Here is a 17,659-nt window from a genome sequence, read left to right as displayed (position 1 = left end):
GTACGTCGTTTAATGCGTTATCTTAGCGGGCTCTCCGACGATCAGTACAGAAGGCTTATTGAGCGGATGGACTCATTCGAGATCATGTTCGTGATACACGCGTCTTCACTGGGTCTTCAGATAGGAGGCAGTCACCGGTGACCGAAGACTCTACGGTCGCTGTGGACCGCCGGACGGTTCTGGGTGCGCTCGCCGCCGCAGGTGGGACTGCTGTCGCTGGTTGTTCTGCGGTACCCGATGAGGACGACGGTCAGACCAGTCCTGTAGACGGGGAAATGGCTCGAGAGCTGGCGACGCGATTCGCCCCGGCGCTGTACTTCGACGTCCACGAGCCGTGGTTTCCGACGGATCCACGCCCATACGCCAGTGAGCGCGACGGCCAAACCGTCGTCGGCGGATTCGATGCCTTCGACGGGTATCACGAGCAGTACGAAGGGAGTAACCCGCCGAATCCGACGGTGTTCTACCACGCCGTCGAGTACGAGGAATCACCGCTTGCCGTCGTCCAGTTCTGGTGTTACTCGGTGTTCGACCAGTTTACGACAAACTTCCACTGGCACGACTGGGAAGTGCTGCACGTCTTCGTCGACACGGAGACCGGCGAACCGCAGCTGTACGTCGCCAGTTCCCACTCCCGAAGCGTCCCCAATAACGAGTTCCTGGATCCGGACCCCGGGACCACGCCGCGTATCCTCTCCGAACTCGGGTCACATTCGAGTACGCTCTCGGTCAACGACGTACCCGATCACTTCCAGCGAGTAGGCATCGAGGATCTGCTGGCAGACATCACGAACACGGCGATCGAAGGGGTCGAGGACGTCGTCGACGCCGAGATTCCGATCGCGTACGGATTGCCGCGGGACGAGGGGTCGCGACTCCCCTATCTCGTCCCGGCGTACGAGGGTGAACCGATCTACGACAACGAACGCTTGCCGTCCGTTTCCAGCGCGTCGCTGATCGACGCCGAACTCACCGTCCGATCGTACGACGCGCTGACGTCGCCACCGACGGACTTGCCGACGCGAGAGACGGGGCTCGTCTTCCGGCACGGCGACCAAGCGGACGACACCGATGTCCAGTACGAACTCGTCTCGAGCGACGAGGTCGAGCACATCGCGGAGTTCATCGGCCCCCAGTTGAGCTTCGAGTTCGACGTCCCGGACGTCCTCGAGGACGCTATCGCCGGCCACATCACGGCGACGGAAGCGCCGTGGAACCAGCCCCGCTACGAGAATCCGGCAGTGGACATCACCGTTTCCCACCACCGAGAGGCACTGGCCGATCGATACGACGTCATCGGCGAGCCGAGGTCGATCAACACCGTGGTCAGCCGGATCACCGAAGCGGTGACGAGCGATGAGGCGCCGGAAAACGAGGGGGTGACCACGGTAGAGTCGAGCGTCGAGTCGGTCGTCCTGTTCGAGAGCGACCCCGAGGCCGCCCCGACGTTCGATGGCGTCGCCGTCGTACGAGACGTCCCGGCGGGCGACCACCGGCTGACGGTCAACGGTGCCGGCCGAGCGCCACACAGCGAACGGGTCGCCGTGTCGGACGACGAAACCGTGACAGCAGCCGGTGTCGGCGGTGAGATTCCGCTCGTCGCCCGCGACCACGCGACGAAGGTGGAACTCGGAGACGAGACCGGGACGACCGACCTCTCGAGGGTGGCCGTCGAAGACGATTTTGCCGGACGGCTGTACGAGTCGGCGGTCGAGGGAAACGACGCCGTCTACGTGCACACCGGTGGCGCTTACACGACCGAAGTTCGGGACAGCGACGACGCCGTCGGCGCCTACCGGATCAATCCGCCCGCCGACCCCGGGTCGGCGGTCCGTATCGAGCGGCCCGAGACGGGCAAGGCGTCACTCGCGGAGTTTGTAGCGAACGTCGCCGAGGAGACGCGAGTGGAGGTTTCGTCACAGGGCGACGACGCTGATAACAACGGTTCGGAAAACGCCGTGCAGGGACTCGAGCGTGCGCTTGCAGCCGTCGTGGAGGCCGCCCGGCGGGCCGCCGAACGGGGACGCGCCGGCGAGCGAGGAAACGCCGACAAACAACTGGAGACCGTCGTCGAACGGCTCCAGCGGGTGGAGGATCGGCTCGCCGAGGCAAGGAACGATCTCCCGGAACCGGTCGCCAGGGCGACGAACAATAGACTGAAGCAGGCCGATCGCCGCACCGAACAGGCCCGGAACGAAACGAAACTCTAGGGTCGGCTTTTGACGACGTCGACTCGGTCCGGTGCCGGTTTGCTGGGAGGTCGAACGGTAGTCGGCCCCGGCATCCGAAACGTCGGATTGGTTCAGCGCTGGGACGTCCTCGAGAGCCTGCGGGCCTACGTACGGGACAGCGATTGCCTTCCTCTCCCCGCTTGGCAGGACTACTACGAGGACGAGACGAAAGAGGATACGGCGGTCGGAAGCTAGCACGAGACGCACGTCGTCGATCCGACGAGTACGAGACGGTTTATGACAATATGCCACCGCCCGGACTCGCCGCAAGCGACGGTAGAGATCGTTCCCGCGTCGGCCCGGCGGAAGACGGCGGCGGGCCGACTGGGCCACACCGACGGAACCGATTCGTCGCCGGCGCTCGCCGGTTCGGAGTACTTCGTGTACCCCGTCCCCCCGTCGCTCGAGCACAGAGCACCGAACTTCCGAGGGATCCGATCGCTGGGCCGGTCCGCCGTCGGTGTCACGGACGGTCGTTACGTAGTCGACGTTCGGCACCTCGTCTCGAGGTAGTCCCGGATCACCGTTGCTTCTGCCTTCCGCACCAGTTCTCCGGCTGTACTCTTCGAGCAGTCCAGGACGGCAGCGACGTCAGCGACGGTACCCTCTCGAGGGACTTCGTAGTAGCCGACCGCGGCCGCCGTCTCCAGTGCGGACTCCTGTCGATCGGTGAGACGTGACGGCGACCCCTTCCGCTCGAATTCGTGTACCCGTTCGATGGAGAGGTTCGCGAGTTCGGAGAGTTCGTCGTGGAACGTACTGAGTGCGGTCGGCTCCCCGACCGCCTCGAACCGTACCTCGCCCGTGTCCAGAAACGCGACCGGCGGGAGAAAGATCACCCGGGAACCTGCGATGGTATCCAGCAACGCCCGCGAGAACTCGTACTCGTCCTGCTGGAGGAACGCGTAGGTTCCGGTCCCGTGGGTGTCCTCGACGAAATTGCAGGCGAGGAGCGAATCGATGTTCGCGATGATCGTTTCGGCGGCTTCCCTCCCCCCGTCGCACCAGAACAGCGTCGTCGCGTCTCGAGTCGGGCTCCACATCAGTAACTCGGCCCGTGTGATCGACGTTCCCCCGATAATCTGCTGGTGAAGGGGGTGAACGAGTCGCTCTGGATAAGTGGCCGAGAACTGGATGCGTTTCATACCACGTATGCGGGTCGTTCGTTCAGGCACCGTATCAATCGAGGTGATTCCGCTCGAGCAGCCGCCTGTCTGCACGACGAGACGTGGCCGAGCGATCGGCGTCATCGCGTCCCGATATCACGGGTCTACCGTAGCGGGGGTATCGGTGGGTGAACCAGGGGAGACAAGCGGAACCGGAAGTCGTGTACACAGCACGGTTCCAGGCCGTTCATCGGGAGAAATCGATACGAGTACCCTCCGGCATTCCCCGAACCGACGGGTTCGGTCAGCGATAGTCCTCGAGAAGCCTGGGAACGCCTCGGAGGAGCGTCCGAAGGTGATCCGCGTCTTCGAGAACGTGCAACTCGGCGGTCGATATCCGCGTCTCGAGGCGGCGAGCGTCTTCTATCGGAACGTTCGTATCGTTCTCGCCGTGCCAGAGATGAACCCTCGAGTCGATGTCGGCGAAGTCGATCCCCCAGTCCGTCGCCGTGTTCCGGAACTCGGTGACCGCGCCACGGCGGTGACGGGCGAACGCCTCGAGGAAATCCGCTTTGACGATTTCCGCGACATCGTCGGGCACCGGTTCGCCGGTATCCGCTGCGGTGTACTGGTCGACGACGAACGAGGGAGCGAGGTGGTCCGCGAGCAACGCCTGTCCGCGGAAAAGCCCCCGAAGGACGACCGGCGCCGTCGTCGCCAAGCCGGCGAGAAATCGCTGCATCGCGGGCGTCGCCTCGCTCACGTCGGGTGGCGTGGCTCCGGCCACGACGTCGACTCGGTCGATCCGTTCGGGTAGGGAAGCCGCTGCGGCGAGTGCGTATGGGCACCCGCCGGAGAATCCGACGATACCGGCCGTCCCGACGTCGGCGTCGTCCAGAAGCGCGCCGACGAACTCACCGGCGTCGTCGATCGAACGATCCGGCCACGGAGACGAGCGGCCGTATCCGGGCCGGTCTGGAGAGAGTAGCCGCACCCCCAGGTCCTCTGCGATCGTCTCGAACGCCACCCCCAATCGGCGAGAGCCGGGCGTCCCGTGAAGAAAGACGACGGGGACGCCCTTCGGACACCCGTATTCGGCGTACGCGAGCTGCCGACCGTCGTCCAGGGAGACGGTTCGACCGACAAACGGTGCCGTCCCTCGAGGAGACGGGTTGTGTGGCCGCGTGGTCATCGGTTCGAGTTACTCATGGGACTAGTGAGTGACTGGCCCCGTACTAGTCCGGTGGTTTATAATAAGGGTGCTCCACGGAGGCTTCCAGCCCCATACGTCGGGTATGAAGCGGATCGACAGTCCGACCGGGAGGTTCTCGGGTCCGGAGCCGTCGGTTTCGACCCGACGGACGACGACCGCTGAATCGCTGCCGGTGATGGGGGGATCAGGAACACCGTGAGCGCGAGTGGCGACCCTCGAGAGCAGGACGTGGTTGCCGTGAGCGCGTCCGTCAGTAGCTCGGAACACCGTTGTCGATCCCGTACAACGATAAGGAACGGAAATACAGTTCTGATTAGAAATATTTAAACTCAGCTTCTCCGATATTTCGATCAGGGATTGGGGATGGACGAAGCTACACAGGACGAAGTCGACGAAGCGATTTCGGAACTCGAGGATGACGGCGACGAGAACGACGACGAGTAGCCGGACGACCTCGGAGGCCGGAACTGCGCGCGCCGGACGCCGTCCGCTTGCCGTCCGCGTCCCACGGCAGGGGAGGTGTGCCGTCGCCTTCTCGGAAATTCCTCGGCACTTCGAAGCACAGTCGCTCATTCGACGGGGAGTGTCAGACCTGTTTTCCGGGCGGACGGGTCAATTTCGTCTCGACGGCTGACGGACTGTGTGGCCGGAATCATCGGACAGCGGTCAGTGATCGTGTTCGTGGCCGGAATCCGCGACTCGTGGACCGAGGTCCGCGAACTTCTCGGGTGTCGATTCGAACGACCGCTTGCAGGTCGTCGAACAGAAGTAGAAGGACTCTCCCTGGTGGGTGGCACTCGGCCCATCGTCGTCGACGCGCATCCCACAGACCGGATCGCGGTACTCACCCGGCGCGCCGAGGCCGCGACGATACACGTACAACAGGAACCCGGAGAGGGCGAACGCGACGAGGTTGAGGTAGAAGGTGTAGTCGAGTTCGAAATAGGTTTGCTCGCTCGCCGTCGTCCCGCCCTCGAGGTTCGGAACGATTCCGAGCGCGTCGAACAGCAGTTCCATGAGAAAGCCGGTAAACGCCATCGTCACGAAGAAGACGCCGAGGATGTACAGCATGATCTTCCAGCCGTAGTACTTCCGGTAGACGTTCAACACGGGAATCGTGATGAGGTCGGCGTAGACGAACGCGATGACGCCCGCGAAGCTGATACCGCCGCCCCAGAGCGCGACGGCGAACGGGACGTTCCCCATGCTGCCGACGAAGCTGATGATGGCGATCGCGACCCCCATGATCGCGTTCTCGGCGATCATCAGGGGGCTCTCCCCCTCGAGGAACAGCGTGTTCCAGACCCACTGCGGGACGAAGACGATGACGAACCCCGAGATGAGAAAGCCCGCGACGACGTCCGTCCAGATCATCGACCACTCCTTGCGGTACTGGTTGGCGACCCTGTACCAGCCACCCCACGAGCGCAGTTGTTCGTGCCAAACGCCGCTACTCGCGGCGTGCTGACGGTAGGTCTCGAGACAGCCCTCGGAACAGAACTTCAGCCGCTCGCCCCCGTCGGTCACGAGGGTGTGTTCGTCCGAGCCCGCCATCCCACAGGTCGGATCCTCCTCGACGCCGTGTTCGTGGTCGCGTCGCTCGAGTTCGGCCCGTACCTCGTCGAACAGCGCCTCGGGGAGCGTGAACTGGACGATGATGGCCATGACGGCGATGAGGACCAGCCCGCCGAGGAGTTCCGCGAGCAGGAACTCCCAGCCGAGCAGGATCAGGATCATCAGGCCGAGTTCGACGATGAGGTTCGTCGAGGCGAACATGAACGCGAGGAAGTTCACCGCGTGGGCTCCCTTCTTGAACAGCCCCTTACCGATGGCGACGGCACCGAAGCTACAGCCGCTGCTCGCGGCCCCGAAGACCGTCGCCTTCGCGAGTCCGGAGAGATCGCCCTCGCCTAAGACCGACGCCATGCGTTCCTTCGAGACGTACACCTGCACGAGACTCGTGATCGTGAGCCCCATGATGATCGCCCAGGCGGCCGTCCAGAGGAACCCGACGCCGATGCGGAGCGACTCGAGGACGCCGTCGACGAGGGCCACGTACATGTCTAGAGTTTCGCGGGCATCTCTTTTCCCGATTCCCCTTCATGAGATGAAGTAGCGAACGGAGCGGATCTATTATTCCAAAGTATATCCGTCGCCGATCGAACCGTGCCGTTCGCGCTCGAGTCGAGCGACCGAAACGGAGGTGGAGATAGGCCGGAAACGAGGTAGTAGACTCCTCTCGAGCGGGGTTAGTGACGAAAAGTCGGCTTCACGACTATACCCATGATCGAGACCGAGACGGGGAGAGATCAGTCGTCGGACGCCGTGCCGCCCGCCGGTTCCGTGGCCGGCGCGGGCGGTTCGTGGGTCCCGAACTCGGGGTGGGTCTCCTCCATCCAGACGTACACGATACCGCCGGAGAGGAACATCAGGAACGCGGTCATGTAGAACGCGGCCTCTGCGCTGACGAACTCCATCGAGAGGCCGATCAGGATCGCGCCGACGCCGTAGCCGGCGTCGCGCCACATCCGGTAGACGCCCATGCCCGCCGACCGCCAGGTGGGGTGAGCGGCGTCGCTGGGCACGGTCATCAGGTTCGGATACAGCAGCGCCATACCGAGGCCGGACGCCCCGGAGAGTAGCGCCCACGCGAGATACCCCTCGACGAACACCATTCCGAGGACGCCCGCCCCGGCGAGGAACATGCCCGCGACGACCGGGGGACGGCGACCGATACGGTCCGCGAGCCCCCCGGTTCCGATCTGGAGGAAGTACATCGCGCTGTGGACGCCGACGACGACGCCGACCGCCTCGATCGCGAGCCCCTGACTCGTCAGGTACAGCGGCACTGCGATCCAGAACAGCGTGTCCACGAAGTTCTCGACGTGGCCCGCCTGCGCGGCCGCGAACAGCGTCCTGTCGCCGTAGGTCGCCCGCTTGAGCACCTCGTCGAACGGGAGGTTCGCGTCGTGGTGGTCGTCGTCGCCCTCGAGTTGGGCGAGTTGTACCGTCTCCTTGATGAGGAAGACCGAGATCAGGAACGCAAGCACTACGACGGCCGCGAGGAAGTAGAACGGCTCCGGACGGAGGCTCGTCCGCCCGGCGATGACGCCCGTGAGCCACGCGCCCGCGGCGACGCCGGTGTAGCCGAACGCCTCGTCGATGCCGACCGCGAGGCCGCGCTGGTCGGGGCCTGCGAGGTCGATCTTCGCATTGATCGCCATGCTCCAGGTCAGCGCCTGGTTGATCCCGAGCAGGACGTTCCCGACGGTGATCCACGACCAGGAGGGCGCGAAGATGAGGATCACCGGGATCGGGAGTGCGGTGATCCAGCCGAGCACGAGCACCGGCTTGCGGCCGTACTCCTCGCCCCACTTGCCGGCGTAGAGGTTGAGCAGCGCCTTGACGAAGCCGAAGGAGACGACGAACGAGCCGATGACGAGGAACGACTCGACGCCGAGGACGTCCTCGCCCAAAACGGGGACGACCGTTCGTTCCGAACCGATCGTCAGGCCGGTCGCGAACACCAGCAGGACGTGCAGCGAGAACTGGCCGAGGTGTTCGCGAATGCCCTGCTCGAGGGTTGATTCCTCGCTCATTCGTTACTCGGCTGCACAGCGGTTGGGGCCCAGTTCCAGGTCGGACAGTTCCTCCTCGGGGACGTCCTCCCGGCCGACGTTCGTGCGCTTGACGCGCTCGAAGTTCGGCGGGTGGTCCGGGACGTCCGACGCGAGCCGCTCGACGAACGCCTCGCGGTCGCGATCGAGATCTTCGTTCCGTGCCTCGACCTCGCCGAGCGTGGCGGCCACCGGCGGATCGGGCGAGCCGGGATCGTGCGCCGGAAGGACGACCGTCCCGTCCGGGCGATCCAGCAGGCGCTGCAGGCTCTCGTAGAGCGTGGCGGCGTTCCCCTCGACGTCTGCGTCCTCGAGGCCGGCTTCGACCCCGAGTTCGACGCGCCCGACGCTGTCGTGAAAGAGCGTGTCGCCCGTCAGGAGCGCCTCGCCGCCGACGTCGAACGAGACGCTCCCCTCGCTGTGACCCGGCGTGTGGATCGCCTCGAGCGCGACCGACCCGACCTCGAGCGTCTCGCCGTCCTCGATCGGGGTGGCGTCGATCTCGAGGGCGTCCCTCGGGTGGAGGAAGTACGGGACGTCGTGGCGGTCGGCGAGGGTCCGCCCGCCGGAGACGTGGTCGGCGTGGGCGTGCGTGTCGAAGACGCCGACGAGGTCGGCGCCGCGTTCCGCGAGGATCGCCTCGTACTCCTCGAGGTAGTGCGAGGGGTCGAAGACGGCGGCCTCGCCGTCCGAGAGCAGGACGTGGGAGAGACACCCCTTCCCGGGGCGAGCGACCTGGACGAGCGTGCCCTCGAGCTCGGTCGTGACGGGTGCGTGCCGGTGGACGCGGCTCCAGCCGTTCATCCCGTCGGTCAGCGTCGCGGCGTCGTAGCCCATCTCCTGCAGGAGTTCCGTCGCCGTCCGCGAGACGACGCCCGCGGCACAGACGGTGACGATCTCTCGATCGTCGGGCAGTCCCGCGAGTTGCTCTTCGGCGGCTTCCCGGTCGTCGACCAGTTCGTCGTAGACGTCGACGTTGACGCTGTACGGAACGTGCCACTCCTCGTACTCCGCTTCGTGGCGAACGTCGAGGACGAGGACGTCCTCGCGTTCGTCGTCGTACAACCGCTCAGCGAGTTCGTCCGGTGAGACGTCGGTCATCGTGTCTCCCCGTAGGAGTGACGTTCGAATATAGGTGGTGCCGGTCATGACCGGCACAGTTACCCGTCCGGCGATCGAACGTCGAACCATGAGCCTGTACGAGGCCTCGTTCCGCGTGAAACACGAGTGTCCCTACCGGGAGATTTCGGAACGCCACCCGGACCTCACGATACGCGAGTGGTACCTGAGCGACTGCCAGGTGCTCGAGATCACGTCCTCGGAGACGCCGACCGACGAGTTGCTCGAGGAGATCGACGCCCTCGGGACGGTCCTCCACGAGTCGGTCGACGACTCGGGGTTGCACGTCGTCACACAGGCGTGTCTCTGCTCGCTCGAGGAGTCGATCATCGACCGGTTCGAGGAGTACAACTGCCTGTACCAGCCGCCGACGATCCACCGCCACGGCTGGGAACACTACACGGTGATCGCCTTCGACGAGGGGGACGTGCGGGCCCTGCTCCGCGATCTCGAGGCGGACCGGGACATCGACGTCCTCTCGAAGACCGCCGTCGCGGAACAGACGATTCCACACAGCATGCTGGCCCCCGTCGACCAGCTCTTCGAGGATCTCACGGAGCGACAGCTGGCGGCGCTCCGGCTGGCCCTCGAGAGCGGGTACTACGAGCAGCCCCGGAAGACGTCGCTGCGCGAGTTAGCCGAGCGGACGTCGGTGGCCCGATCGACCTACGAGGAGCACCTCCGGAAGGCGGAGAACAAGCTGCTGACGAACGCGGGGGAATTCCTCCGGCTCGTGACCGCGACGACGGCCGGCGATCCGCTGCAGGTCGAGGGGGCGGCGCGGTCCGAGGGTCGGGCCGACTGACCGCTTCACAACCCGTTCGGCGTGATCAGCCAATCGTGAGGACCTCGTCGGCTTCCTCGACGATCCGGAGGTAGTCGTCCATCGACGACCGGGGTCTGAGGTCGTCGGCCTCCAGATCCCGGGAATCGAGGCAGGTGCCGCAGGCGAACAGCTCACCGCCGTTTTGCACGTACTTTCGCATCACGCCCGGGGGGTTGAACTTCTCGGTCTCGAGATCGGGCGCGTCGACCCCGTCGCCGAGGAGGAAGACCTCGACGGCGTGGTCGTCGTCGAGCGCGGTGTTGGCCAGTCGGAAGGCGTTCCAGACCCGTTCGGCGTCGTTCGTCTCGAGGACGATTCCGAGGTGCATACCCGGGCGTTCGTCCGAGATGCACTTGAAGCGTGGTGACGATTCCCCCGGCGTCGAAATCCCGCTCGGGGTCGAGGCTACCGGCCGTATCGGGTTCAGCCGGGACCGCGCTATCGCCGGTCGAGGTCGGACTCGAGGTCGACCCCCGCTCCCTCGAGGACGTCGAAGAACCCGGGGAAGGAGACGTCGACGTGGTCCGCGCCCCGGATCGTCGTCTCGCCCTCCGCGACGAGCCCCGCGAGCGCGAGGGCCATGATGACCCGGTGGTCGTCGCGGCCCTCGACGGTCGCGCCCTCGAGGGCCGACTCGCCGCCGTGGACCGTCAGCGAGTCCTGCTCCTCGGTGGTCTCGACCCCGAGTTTCCCGAGTTCCTCGGCCATCGCGCTCACGCGGTCGGTCTCCTTGTAGCGGACGTGCTCGGCATTCGCGATCGTCGTGTCGCCGTCGGCGACCGCGCCCAGCGTCGCGATCGTCGGCAGCAGGTCCGGCGTGTCCTCGACCGAGACCTCGATCCCCTCGAGCGGGGCGGCGGCGACCTCGATCGCGCCCTCCTCGCGGTCCCAGGTCACGTCGGCCCCCATCCGGTCGACGATCTCGACGATGGCGGTGTCGCCCTGGGCGCTGGGGTGGGCACCCTCGATGCGCAGTCCCTCGTCGCCGGCGATCGCGCCGGCCGCCAGCGGGTAGGAGATCGACGAGAAGTCACCCGGAACGGCGTACTCGCTGCCCGCGGGCGAGTAGGTCTGGCCACCGTCGACGGCGAACCCGTCCTCGGTACGGCGCGCGTCGACGCCGAACGCCTCGAGCACCTCGAGCGTGATGTCGACGTAGGGCGCGGACTTGAGTTCCGTCTCGAGGTCGATCTCGATCCCCTCGTCGGTCACCGCGCCGGCCATCAGCAGCGCCGTGATGTACTGTGAGGAGACGTCGCCGGGGATCGACACCTCGCCGCCCGCCAGCGGTCCCGTGACCACCAGCGGGGCCTGCCCGTTTCCGCGAGTGCTCTCGGCCTCCGCTCCGAGGTCGGCGAGGGCTTCGAGCAGCGGCCCCTGCGGCCGCGAGCGCAGCGACTCGTCGCCCGTGAGCACCGAGGTTCCGTCGGCGAGCGCGGCGGCCGCGGTCACCAGCCGCATCGTCGTCCCGCTGTTTCCGCAGTCGATGACGTCGGCGGGCACGCCCGGGCGGCCGGCGAAGCCGTCGATCTCGAGGGCGGCCGTACCGCCGTCGCTTTCCGCCTCGAGTCGCTCGACGTCCCCGCCGAAGCGGTCGACGGCACCGGCCGTGGCACGCGTGTCGGCGCTCCAGAGCGCGTCCCGTACGGTCGCGCCGTCGGCGTAGCCGGCGGCGAGGATCGCCCGGTGGGTGTAGCTCTTCGACGGCGGTGCCCTGACCGTTCCTCGAACGCGCGAGGGCGAGATGGTGACGTTCATGCTCGCGGTGTGGGTCGGCGTGCCTATACCGATACCGGTCCGGGGGAAAATTGGGACGGGAACGGATTCGCCGACCGGACGCGCCGAACGAAAGCGACCCCACCAACGCTTAATATGCGCTCCGTCGGCAGGATCCCGTGATGTCCGACTACACGACCGTCAACTACCGCGACGTCGACGACCGGGGCGGGATGCACTTCCTGCGCGACGAACTCGACTGCGAGAACCTGGGCGTGACCGTCCTCGAGTGCGACCCCGGCTGGGAGGGGAAGCCCCATGACCACGGCGACGAGGGTCACGAGGAAGTGTACGTCCTGACGGTGGGCGAAGCCACGGTCACCGTCGAGGGCGACGAGATCGAGATGAGCGAGGGCGACGCCGTCAGGATCGCTCCGGACGCGACGCGCAAGATCCACGGCGGCGATACCGAGAGCCGGTTCGTCCTGATGGGCGCGCCGTAGGCCGACCGCGGACTGCGATCGGTCCCGGGCCCGGGCTCGGCCCCGGGCCCGGGTTCAGAACCGATACCGATCGAGTATCGAGTCGTACGCCTCGAAAAACTCCACCGGGTCGCGGGTGAACTCCTCCCGGACCGCCTCGAGCCCCCGCCGCTCCTCGAGGCCGACGAGCAGGGCGCAGCCGACCCGGTACGGGAGCCGCGGTTCGGCGAACATGCGCTCGAACAGCGTCTCCCGCGGGACCGAGTCCGTTCGGAGCCGTTCGCGGAACGAATCGTACTCCTCGACGAGTTCGCACAACCGCGCGTCGTCCTCGAGGACGCGGTAGTCCTCACACATCGGATGGTCGCCGGCACCCAGGTTCCCATCGACCTCCCGCACCGCGAGCGGCGCGTACGTCGCGTAAGCCTCGCCGTGACAGATCGCGTTGAAGACCTGCCACTGGACCGATCGGGATTCCATGGGCGTCGAGCCGAACTCCGCGATGGTGCGGTGTACCCGCTCGTGGAGGACGTGCGAGCACTCGTGGAGCCCCGCGTAGAGCAACTGCCGGGGCCGTTCCAGGAACAGCGGTTCGTTCAGGCCGACGTAGGCCCCGCTTCGGGTACCGATGCCGAACTCGTAGCCGATTCCCAGATAGAGGGTCACGTCGGCGGTATCCGCGTCCGGGGCGATGCGTTCGAGGTTCCGGTCGATCCGTTCCTCCCATTCCGTTTGCCGGGCGCGAACGTGATCCAGCAGCCCCTCGATCCGATCGCGGTTCGCCCGCAGATTCTCGACGCCGGCGAACGAGAACGGCGTCTCCTCGCCGGCCACCGCTTTCCGGAGGTCCTCACGCTCGAGGTCCCGGCCGAGCACCGAGGCGTGTTCGCGCGCGACGTCGTAGGCCGGGTGTTCCCAGACTCGCTCGAGCGATACCTCGTCGTCGACGTAGTCGAGGAACAGGTCGGCCGCGGACGGATCTATCTGCACGGTCTCGGCGTTAACAACGTATTGTCATGATTCTTACGCCGCGTCGATCCGGTTCGGGTGGATCCGCGCAGCACGCGGCAGTCGGTGACGTCCTTCGAGTCTGGGCGGGGCGTGCGAGGACGGCCAGTCCGACGCCTACGAGCAGCCGACCGACGGCGCGATCTCCGACAGCGAGTCTTCTTCCATCTCGGGCCCCGCGGGGATCGAGAGCTCGTAGTTCAGGTCGCCACAGTCCCAGAAGAGGCTCTCGATGCGTCCGTCGCGCCGGTAGACGGGGTTGCCCTCGAACTCGAGGTCCGTCTCCTCGAGGACGTCCGCGTCGAACCGCCGCTGCTCCCGGACCGCGAGGAACAGGTCCCGCTCGGTGCGGTCGGGGTCGACGTACCACAGCGTCGTCGTCGTGCCGAACTCCTCGCCCTTGTCCACGACCGTCACGCGGTCCAGCGCGTACGGATCGGGGACGTCGGGGTCGGGAAGGTCGTACGGTGCGGCCGCCTCGGCGGCGGCGACCGAGTCGAAGACGCCCTCCGGCTCGGTACCGATCTCGACGACCTCGGCGTCGGCCGGCGGCTCGTACGAGAAGGTTCCCGGCGCGAGGCCCGCGTCGATCGCGAGATCCTCGTAGGTGACGGTCACCCGGTGGAGCACCTCGCCGTCGGCGTTCCGGACCGCGTTACACTCCTTGACCGGGTAGCGGTGCTCGTCGTCGATCCAGATCGCCCGCGAGACGGTCACGTCCTCGAGGTCCTCGACCGGCGTCTCCTCGAGCGGGATCCGGTAGATCGTCTCGCCGACGAGCAGGTCGATCGATCGCTCGATTTCGGCGGTCTCGGGGGTCGCGTCGATGCGGTGGGCGGGGCGGCCGTCGACGGTGTCGAGGCCGGCGTCGCCGTCGCCGTCGCCTTCATCGTCTCCGTCGCCAGTCCCGCCCACGTACTCCAGGTCGTAGTCCTCGAGCAGGTCCTCCAGGACCAGCCGCGTCCGGTCGGCGACGACCCGGTTGGGGTGATGGCGCTTGGCCACCATCCCCTCGTCCGGGTAGTACTCCCAGGTCGTCGACAGGCTCCTGACCGAGACCGTCCCGGGCGGAGTGTCGGGGTCGTCGGATTCGAGCACCTCGAGCCGTTGCTTTCCGGGGGGCTCCTGGACGATGCGGTCCGTCCGCTCGGCGGTCTCGGCCGGCGTCTCCATCGTCATCGTTCGTCGCGCCTCGAGGCTCCGCAGGCCGACCCGCGTGTGGATCGCCTCCTGGAGGAGTTCCTCGCTCGAGGGGGGCTCGTCCTCGGAGGGAGAGTCGTCGGCGTCGGGGACCGCGACGCAACCGGCGAGTCCGGCCGCGCCCGCGGCGAGGAACTGGCGACGGCGCATACCGGTGCGATCATATCGATCGTTGATAAGTTTAGGGATTCGTCACGCGGATCCAACCGTGCCGGAATCCCCGAAATTATGTGGAGACCGACCGCAGTGGTTCCCATGACAGTCGAAGCAGCCGTCGACCTCTCCCCGCTCAGGGAGCACCTCGAGGACGCCGGCGTCGACGCCTATCTCGTCGACGCCGACGGCGACGACTCCGACCAGCGGTACGTTTCCGGCTTCACCGCGCCCGACCCGTTCCAGACGCTCGTCACCGACGACGCGATCCACCTGCTCGTCTCCGGACTGGAGTACGGCCGCGCAACGGACGAGTCGGCCGCCGACACCGTCACACGGCGGTCCGAGTACGACTACACCGAACTCGTGGCCGAACACGGCGCACACGAGGGGAAGGCTCGAACCGTCGCCGCCTTCCTCGAGGACCACGGCGTCGACTCGGTCTCGGTCCCGCGAACCCTCCCGACGGGGACCGCGGACGGCCTCCGCGAGCAGGGGATCGACGTGGTCCTCGAGTCCGAGGGGATCGTCGAGGAGATCCGGGCGGTCAAAAGCGAGGCGGAACTCGAGGCGATCCGAGCGAGCCAGCGGGCCAACGAGGCCGCGATGGCCCGCGCCGAGGAACTGATCGCCGAGGCCGACGTGGCCGACGACGGGACACTCCTCGTCGACGGGGATCCGCTCACCAGCGAGCGCGTCAAAGAGGAGATCGAGGTCACACTGTTGCGCCACGGCTGCGGACTCGACGACACCATCGTCGCCTGTGGGGCAGACGGCGCGGACCCGCACAGCCGCGGTAGCGGACCGCTCGAGGCCGATCAACTGATCGTGATCGACATCTTCCCCCGGAACAAGGAAACGGGCTACCACGCCGACATGACCCGCACGTTCGCCCGCGGTGAGCCTGGCGTCGAGGCTCGCCGGCGGTACGAGGTCACCCGCGACGCCTACGAGGCCGCCCTCGAGGCCGTCGAGGCCGGCGTCACGGGCGCCGAGGTTCACGACGCGGCCTGCGACGTGATCGAGGGGGCCGGCTACGACACGCTTCGCAGCGACCCCGACGCCGAGACGGGCTTTATCCACAGCACCGGACACGGCGTCGGCCTGGACGTCCACGAGCAGCCGAGCGTCTCCCCCGTCGGCGACGAACTCGAGGTCGGACACGTGATCTCGATCGAACCCGGCATCTACGACCCCGAGGTCGGCGGCGTCCGTATCGAGGACCTGGTGGTCGTCACCGAGGACGGGTACGAGAACCTGACCGACTACCATCTGTTCTAGTTTAGCGACGGGGTGAAGCAGGATCTCAGCAGAGACTATACCAAATTGGAGTGGACTGGCTCAGGAGAGTGGGTCGCTGGAACAGGCAGTCACGGATTCGTCGTGTGATACCTTTGAGGCGGCGCACTCACGGCTGTGAGTGCGTCGCCGTTCCAGAGCTGCCGCTATTGAGACAGGGGGTTCCCCGGTCGTCAGGCGAGTTCGTTACCAGAACTCGCCTGACTTAACCTGATCACGTAATCTCGGACGATGCGGATTTGGATCACGTGACGCCCATAACAACAACTCATCTAAATCCGGGAGTTCGTACCCTAAATCGAGCATCACATACAACTGGATCAGGTGTGCGTGGCGTTCGACAGCGTGAGAACATCGCCGACGAGGGAGTTGCGGCGACGACGCTGCGGCGTCGTCGGCGCTTTCCTGTTGTTTTCTGTCTAGTTTCTGGAGTTCATCGACGATAACACGGCTCATCAGCAGTGAGATCGCGGCCATGATGACCAGCGCCTCGATGATGTACGGATCGGTCGTGTTGATCTCGTCAAGTCCGAAGCGCGATTTCAGTTCCTTGAATAGCAATTCGATCTCCCAGCGCGCCCGATAGAGCTGTGCGATATCGGGCGCGCTATAGTCGTCTTTCGAGAGATTCGTCAGATAGAGGTGGTACTCCTCAGTGTCCTCGTTCCAAACACCAACCAACCGGAACGTTCGGGGCGGGCTGGTGGACGACCCTCGCTTTCGCTCGAACGAGAGGGTAATGCGAACATCGATTTCCTGTCGCTGCAGGTCGTCAAGGACGTCCTGCAGCGACTCTCCTTCGAGCGGGATACTGTTGCCCCGCCACGTCCGGAGCTCTTCGACGATCTCGAAGTTTGCGTCGTCCTTCACACGGGAGACGAACCAGCCGTTATTCTGGTCAATGCGGTCGAACAACCAGAAGTCGTAGAAGCCGAGATCAAGCAGGATAAGTGCGCCAGCTACCCACTCGCCGGTGGGTAGCTGGCTCCGTTCTTGGGTTTTAGCGTCAGTTGTCTGGTACCGTGCCGGAAGGCCAGTTGAGAGTGATTCTGTTAGGTGAAGTTTCAGACCAGCCTGATCGTCACCGGTTGCAGCGTACACATCTGCAGCATCTTGATAGAGAGACACAATGCTCCCATCGACGATGAGGACGTCTCGAAACCGTTCGAGACGTCCGCTAAGGTCGGCACTTCTGGTATCGAGATTCTCGATGGCGTCATCGAGAATCTCTCGAAGGAGTGCAACGAACGGTGGAGAGAACCACCCGTGGAAGGTTGCATAGGAGAGTTCGTCACAGTCAGCCATCTCGACGAATCGTTCGAGAAAGGCCTGAATAGATCGGTCTGATCCAGCAGCGAAGCCGAGTGAAAGCGTGTAGAACAGCGCAACAGCGTCGAATTTCCGTTCACGCTCTACGAGATTCGTTGCGCGAGCGCGCTCGCGCAACTCATCGGAGGGAAACGCTCTTTGAATCCGATCAACAATCACTGAATCCGGTGGGGAGTAGGTCACACTATCCACCGGATTTCTCTGACTGGTAGTCACAACGATATCTAGTCAGACGGCGCTACACTCTGCTAAACTAGAACGAATGGCTAAACTAGAACGAATGGACCGACTACCGGGTCGGTCTCGAGCCGAGCGCAGGTCGACGCTGACGAGCGGTATCGAGACGCAACGAGACGAGAC

The 17,659-nt window shown here is 65.5% G+C and carries 14 protein-coding genes; 4 read left to right on the top strand and 10 right to left on the bottom strand.

Annotated features, from left to right (window positions below; genetic code table 11):
* The first annotated feature begins 275 nt into the window (after positions 1-275).
* On the top strand, positions 276-2,210 hold the full coding sequence (locus CHINAEXTREME_RS17405) for a hypothetical protein (RefSeq protein WP_007142459.1): 1,935 nt from the start codon (positions 276-278) through the stop codon (positions 2,208-2,210).
* A 497-nt stretch (positions 2,211-2,707) separates the two neighbouring features.
* Here CHINAEXTREME_RS17405 and CHINAEXTREME_RS17395 read toward each other — a convergent pair whose 3' ends face one another.
* The 5 genes from CHINAEXTREME_RS17395 to CHINAEXTREME_RS17375 form a co-directional block, all read right to left on the bottom strand.
* Entirely contained in the window at positions 2,708-3,376 is a 669-nt protein-coding gene (locus CHINAEXTREME_RS17395) for a helix-turn-helix domain-containing protein (RefSeq protein ID WP_007142457.1), read from the bottom strand.
* A 265-nt stretch (positions 3,377-3,641) separates the two neighbouring features.
* Positions 3,642-4,529 carry an alpha/beta fold hydrolase gene (locus CHINAEXTREME_RS17390; RefSeq protein ID WP_007142456.1) on the bottom strand — a complete coding sequence of 296 codons (888 nt, stop codon included), beginning with the start codon at positions 4,527-4,529 and terminating at the stop codon, positions 3,642-3,644.
* A gap of 687 nt (positions 4,530-5,216) precedes the next feature.
* A complete protein-coding gene (locus CHINAEXTREME_RS17385; protein WP_007142455.1) occupies positions 5,217-6,611 on the bottom strand; it encodes a permease in 1,395 nt (464 codons plus the stop codon).
* Positions 6,612-6,859: 248 nt separating this feature from the next.
* A complete protein-coding gene (locus CHINAEXTREME_RS17380; protein WP_007142454.1) occupies positions 6,860-8,149 on the bottom strand; it encodes an MFS transporter in 1,290 nt (429 codons plus the stop codon).
* A gap of 3 nt (positions 8,150-8,152) precedes the next feature.
* On the bottom strand, positions 8,153-9,268 hold the full coding sequence (locus tag CHINAEXTREME_RS17375) for an MBL fold metallo-hydrolase (protein ID WP_007142453.1): 1,116 nt from the start codon (positions 9,266-9,268) through the stop codon (positions 8,153-8,155).
* 88 nt (positions 9,269-9,356) lie between these two features.
* Between CHINAEXTREME_RS17375 and CHINAEXTREME_RS17370 the strand changes: the two genes are divergently transcribed.
* The gene (locus CHINAEXTREME_RS17370; protein ID WP_029601575.1) at positions 9,357-10,091 is read left to right on the top strand and encodes a helix-turn-helix domain-containing protein; all 735 of its coding nucleotides are present in this window, start codon (positions 9,357-9,359) and stop codon (positions 10,089-10,091) included.
* A gap of 25 nt (positions 10,092-10,116) precedes the next feature.
* Here the strand turns inward: CHINAEXTREME_RS17370 and CHINAEXTREME_RS17365 are convergent, their stop codons facing one another.
* Together CHINAEXTREME_RS17365 and aroA are read right to left on the bottom strand one after the other, a co-directional pair.
* The gene (locus CHINAEXTREME_RS17365; protein ID WP_007142451.1) at positions 10,117-10,440 is read right to left on the bottom strand and encodes a DsrE family protein; all 324 of its coding nucleotides are present in this window, start codon (positions 10,438-10,440) and stop codon (positions 10,117-10,119) included.
* Between the two features lie 110 nt (positions 10,441-10,550).
* Positions 10,551-11,870, bottom strand: coding sequence for a 3-phosphoshikimate 1-carboxyvinyltransferase (gene aroA, locus CHINAEXTREME_RS17360; RefSeq protein ID WP_007142450.1), 1,320 nt, complete (start codon positions 11,868-11,870; stop codon positions 10,551-10,553).
* A 140-nt stretch (positions 11,871-12,010) separates the two neighbouring features.
* Here aroA and CHINAEXTREME_RS17355 point away from each other — a divergent pair, with 140 nt between their 5' ends.
* Entirely contained in the window at positions 12,011-12,331 is a 321-nt protein-coding gene (locus CHINAEXTREME_RS17355) for a cupin domain-containing protein (protein WP_007142449.1), read from the top strand.
* Positions 12,332-12,385: 54 nt separating this feature from the next.
* Here the strand turns inward: CHINAEXTREME_RS17355 and CHINAEXTREME_RS17350 are convergent, their stop codons facing one another.
* Together CHINAEXTREME_RS17350 and CHINAEXTREME_RS17345 are read right to left on the bottom strand one after the other, a co-directional pair.
* Positions 12,386-13,300 carry a hypothetical protein gene (locus CHINAEXTREME_RS17350; RefSeq protein ID WP_007142448.1) on the bottom strand — a complete coding sequence of 305 codons (915 nt, stop codon included), beginning with the start codon at positions 13,298-13,300 and terminating at the stop codon, positions 12,386-12,388.
* Positions 13,301-13,435: 135 nt separating this feature from the next.
* The gene (locus tag CHINAEXTREME_RS17345) at positions 13,436-14,668 is read right to left on the bottom strand and encodes a LolA family protein (RefSeq protein ID WP_007142447.1); all 1,233 of its coding nucleotides are present in this window, start codon (positions 14,666-14,668) and stop codon (positions 13,436-13,438) included.
* Positions 14,669-14,773: 105 nt separating this feature from the next.
* Between CHINAEXTREME_RS17345 and CHINAEXTREME_RS17340 the strand changes: the two genes are divergently transcribed.
* Complete coding sequence (locus CHINAEXTREME_RS17340) at positions 14,774-15,952, top strand: M24 family metallopeptidase (protein WP_007142446.1); 1,179 nt, start codon at positions 14,774-14,776, stop codon at positions 15,950-15,952.
* A gap of 204 nt (positions 15,953-16,156) precedes the next feature.
* Here CHINAEXTREME_RS17340 and CHINAEXTREME_RS17335 read toward each other — a convergent pair whose 3' ends face one another.
* Positions 16,157-17,491 (bottom strand): IS4 family transposase, encoded by a 1,335-nt coding sequence (locus CHINAEXTREME_RS17335; RefSeq protein WP_076738684.1) that lies wholly within the window; start codon positions 17,489-17,491, stop codon positions 16,157-16,159.
* Positions 17,492-17,659: the final 168 nt, after the last annotated feature.

This window comes from Halobiforma lacisalsi AJ5 (genome assembly GCF_000226975.2).
In the GTDB taxonomy this organism is placed as follows: Archaea; Halobacteriota; Halobacteria; order Halobacteriales; family Natrialbaceae; genus Natronobacterium; species Natronobacterium lacisalsi.
The sequence above is the reverse complement of the archived record's forward strand: the minus strand, read 5'-3'. Positions and strand labels throughout refer to the sequence as shown.

What these genes read in the sequence shown, in the direction of transcription:
- CHINAEXTREME_RS17405 (WP_007142459.1), top strand. Translation starts at nt 276, where the DNA reads ATGGCTCGAGAGCTGGCGACGCGATTCGCCCCGGCGCTGTACTTCGAC.
- CHINAEXTREME_RS17395 (WP_007142457.1), bottom strand. Translation starts at nt 3,376, where the DNA reads ATGAAACGCATCCAGTTCTCGGCCACTTATCCAGAGCGACTCGTTCAC.
- CHINAEXTREME_RS17390 (WP_007142456.1), bottom strand. Translation starts at nt 4,529, where the DNA reads ATGACCACGCGGCCACACAACCCGTCTCCTCGAGGGACGGCACCGTTT.
- CHINAEXTREME_RS17385 (WP_007142455.1), bottom strand. Translation starts at nt 6,611, where the DNA reads ATGTACGTGGCCCTCGTCGACGGCGTCCTCGAGTCGCTCCGCATCGGC.
- CHINAEXTREME_RS17380 (WP_007142454.1), bottom strand. Translation starts at nt 8,149, where the DNA reads ATGAGCGAGGAATCAACCCTCGAGCAGGGCATTCGCGAACACCTCGGC.
- CHINAEXTREME_RS17375 (WP_007142453.1), bottom strand. Translation starts at nt 9,268, where the DNA reads ATGACCGACGTCTCACCGGACGAACTCGCTGAGCGGTTGTACGACGAC.
- CHINAEXTREME_RS17370 (WP_029601575.1), top strand. Translation starts at nt 9,357, where the DNA reads ATGAGCCTGTACGAGGCCTCGTTCCGCGTGAAACACGAGTGTCCCTAC.
- CHINAEXTREME_RS17365 (WP_007142451.1), bottom strand. Translation starts at nt 10,440, where the DNA reads ATGCACCTCGGAATCGTCCTCGAGACGAACGACGCCGAACGGGTCTGG.
- aroA (WP_007142450.1), bottom strand. Translation starts at nt 11,870, where the DNA reads ATGAACGTCACCATCTCGCCCTCGCGCGTTCGAGGAACGGTCAGGGCA.
- CHINAEXTREME_RS17355 (WP_007142449.1), top strand. Translation starts at nt 12,011, where the DNA reads ATGTCCGACTACACGACCGTCAACTACCGCGACGTCGACGACCGGGGC.
- CHINAEXTREME_RS17345 (WP_007142447.1), bottom strand. Translation starts at nt 14,668, where the DNA reads ATGCGCCGTCGCCAGTTCCTCGCCGCGGGCGCGGCCGGACTCGCCGGT.
- CHINAEXTREME_RS17340 (WP_007142446.1), top strand. Translation starts at nt 14,774, where the DNA reads ATGACAGTCGAAGCAGCCGTCGACCTCTCCCCGCTCAGGGAGCACCTC.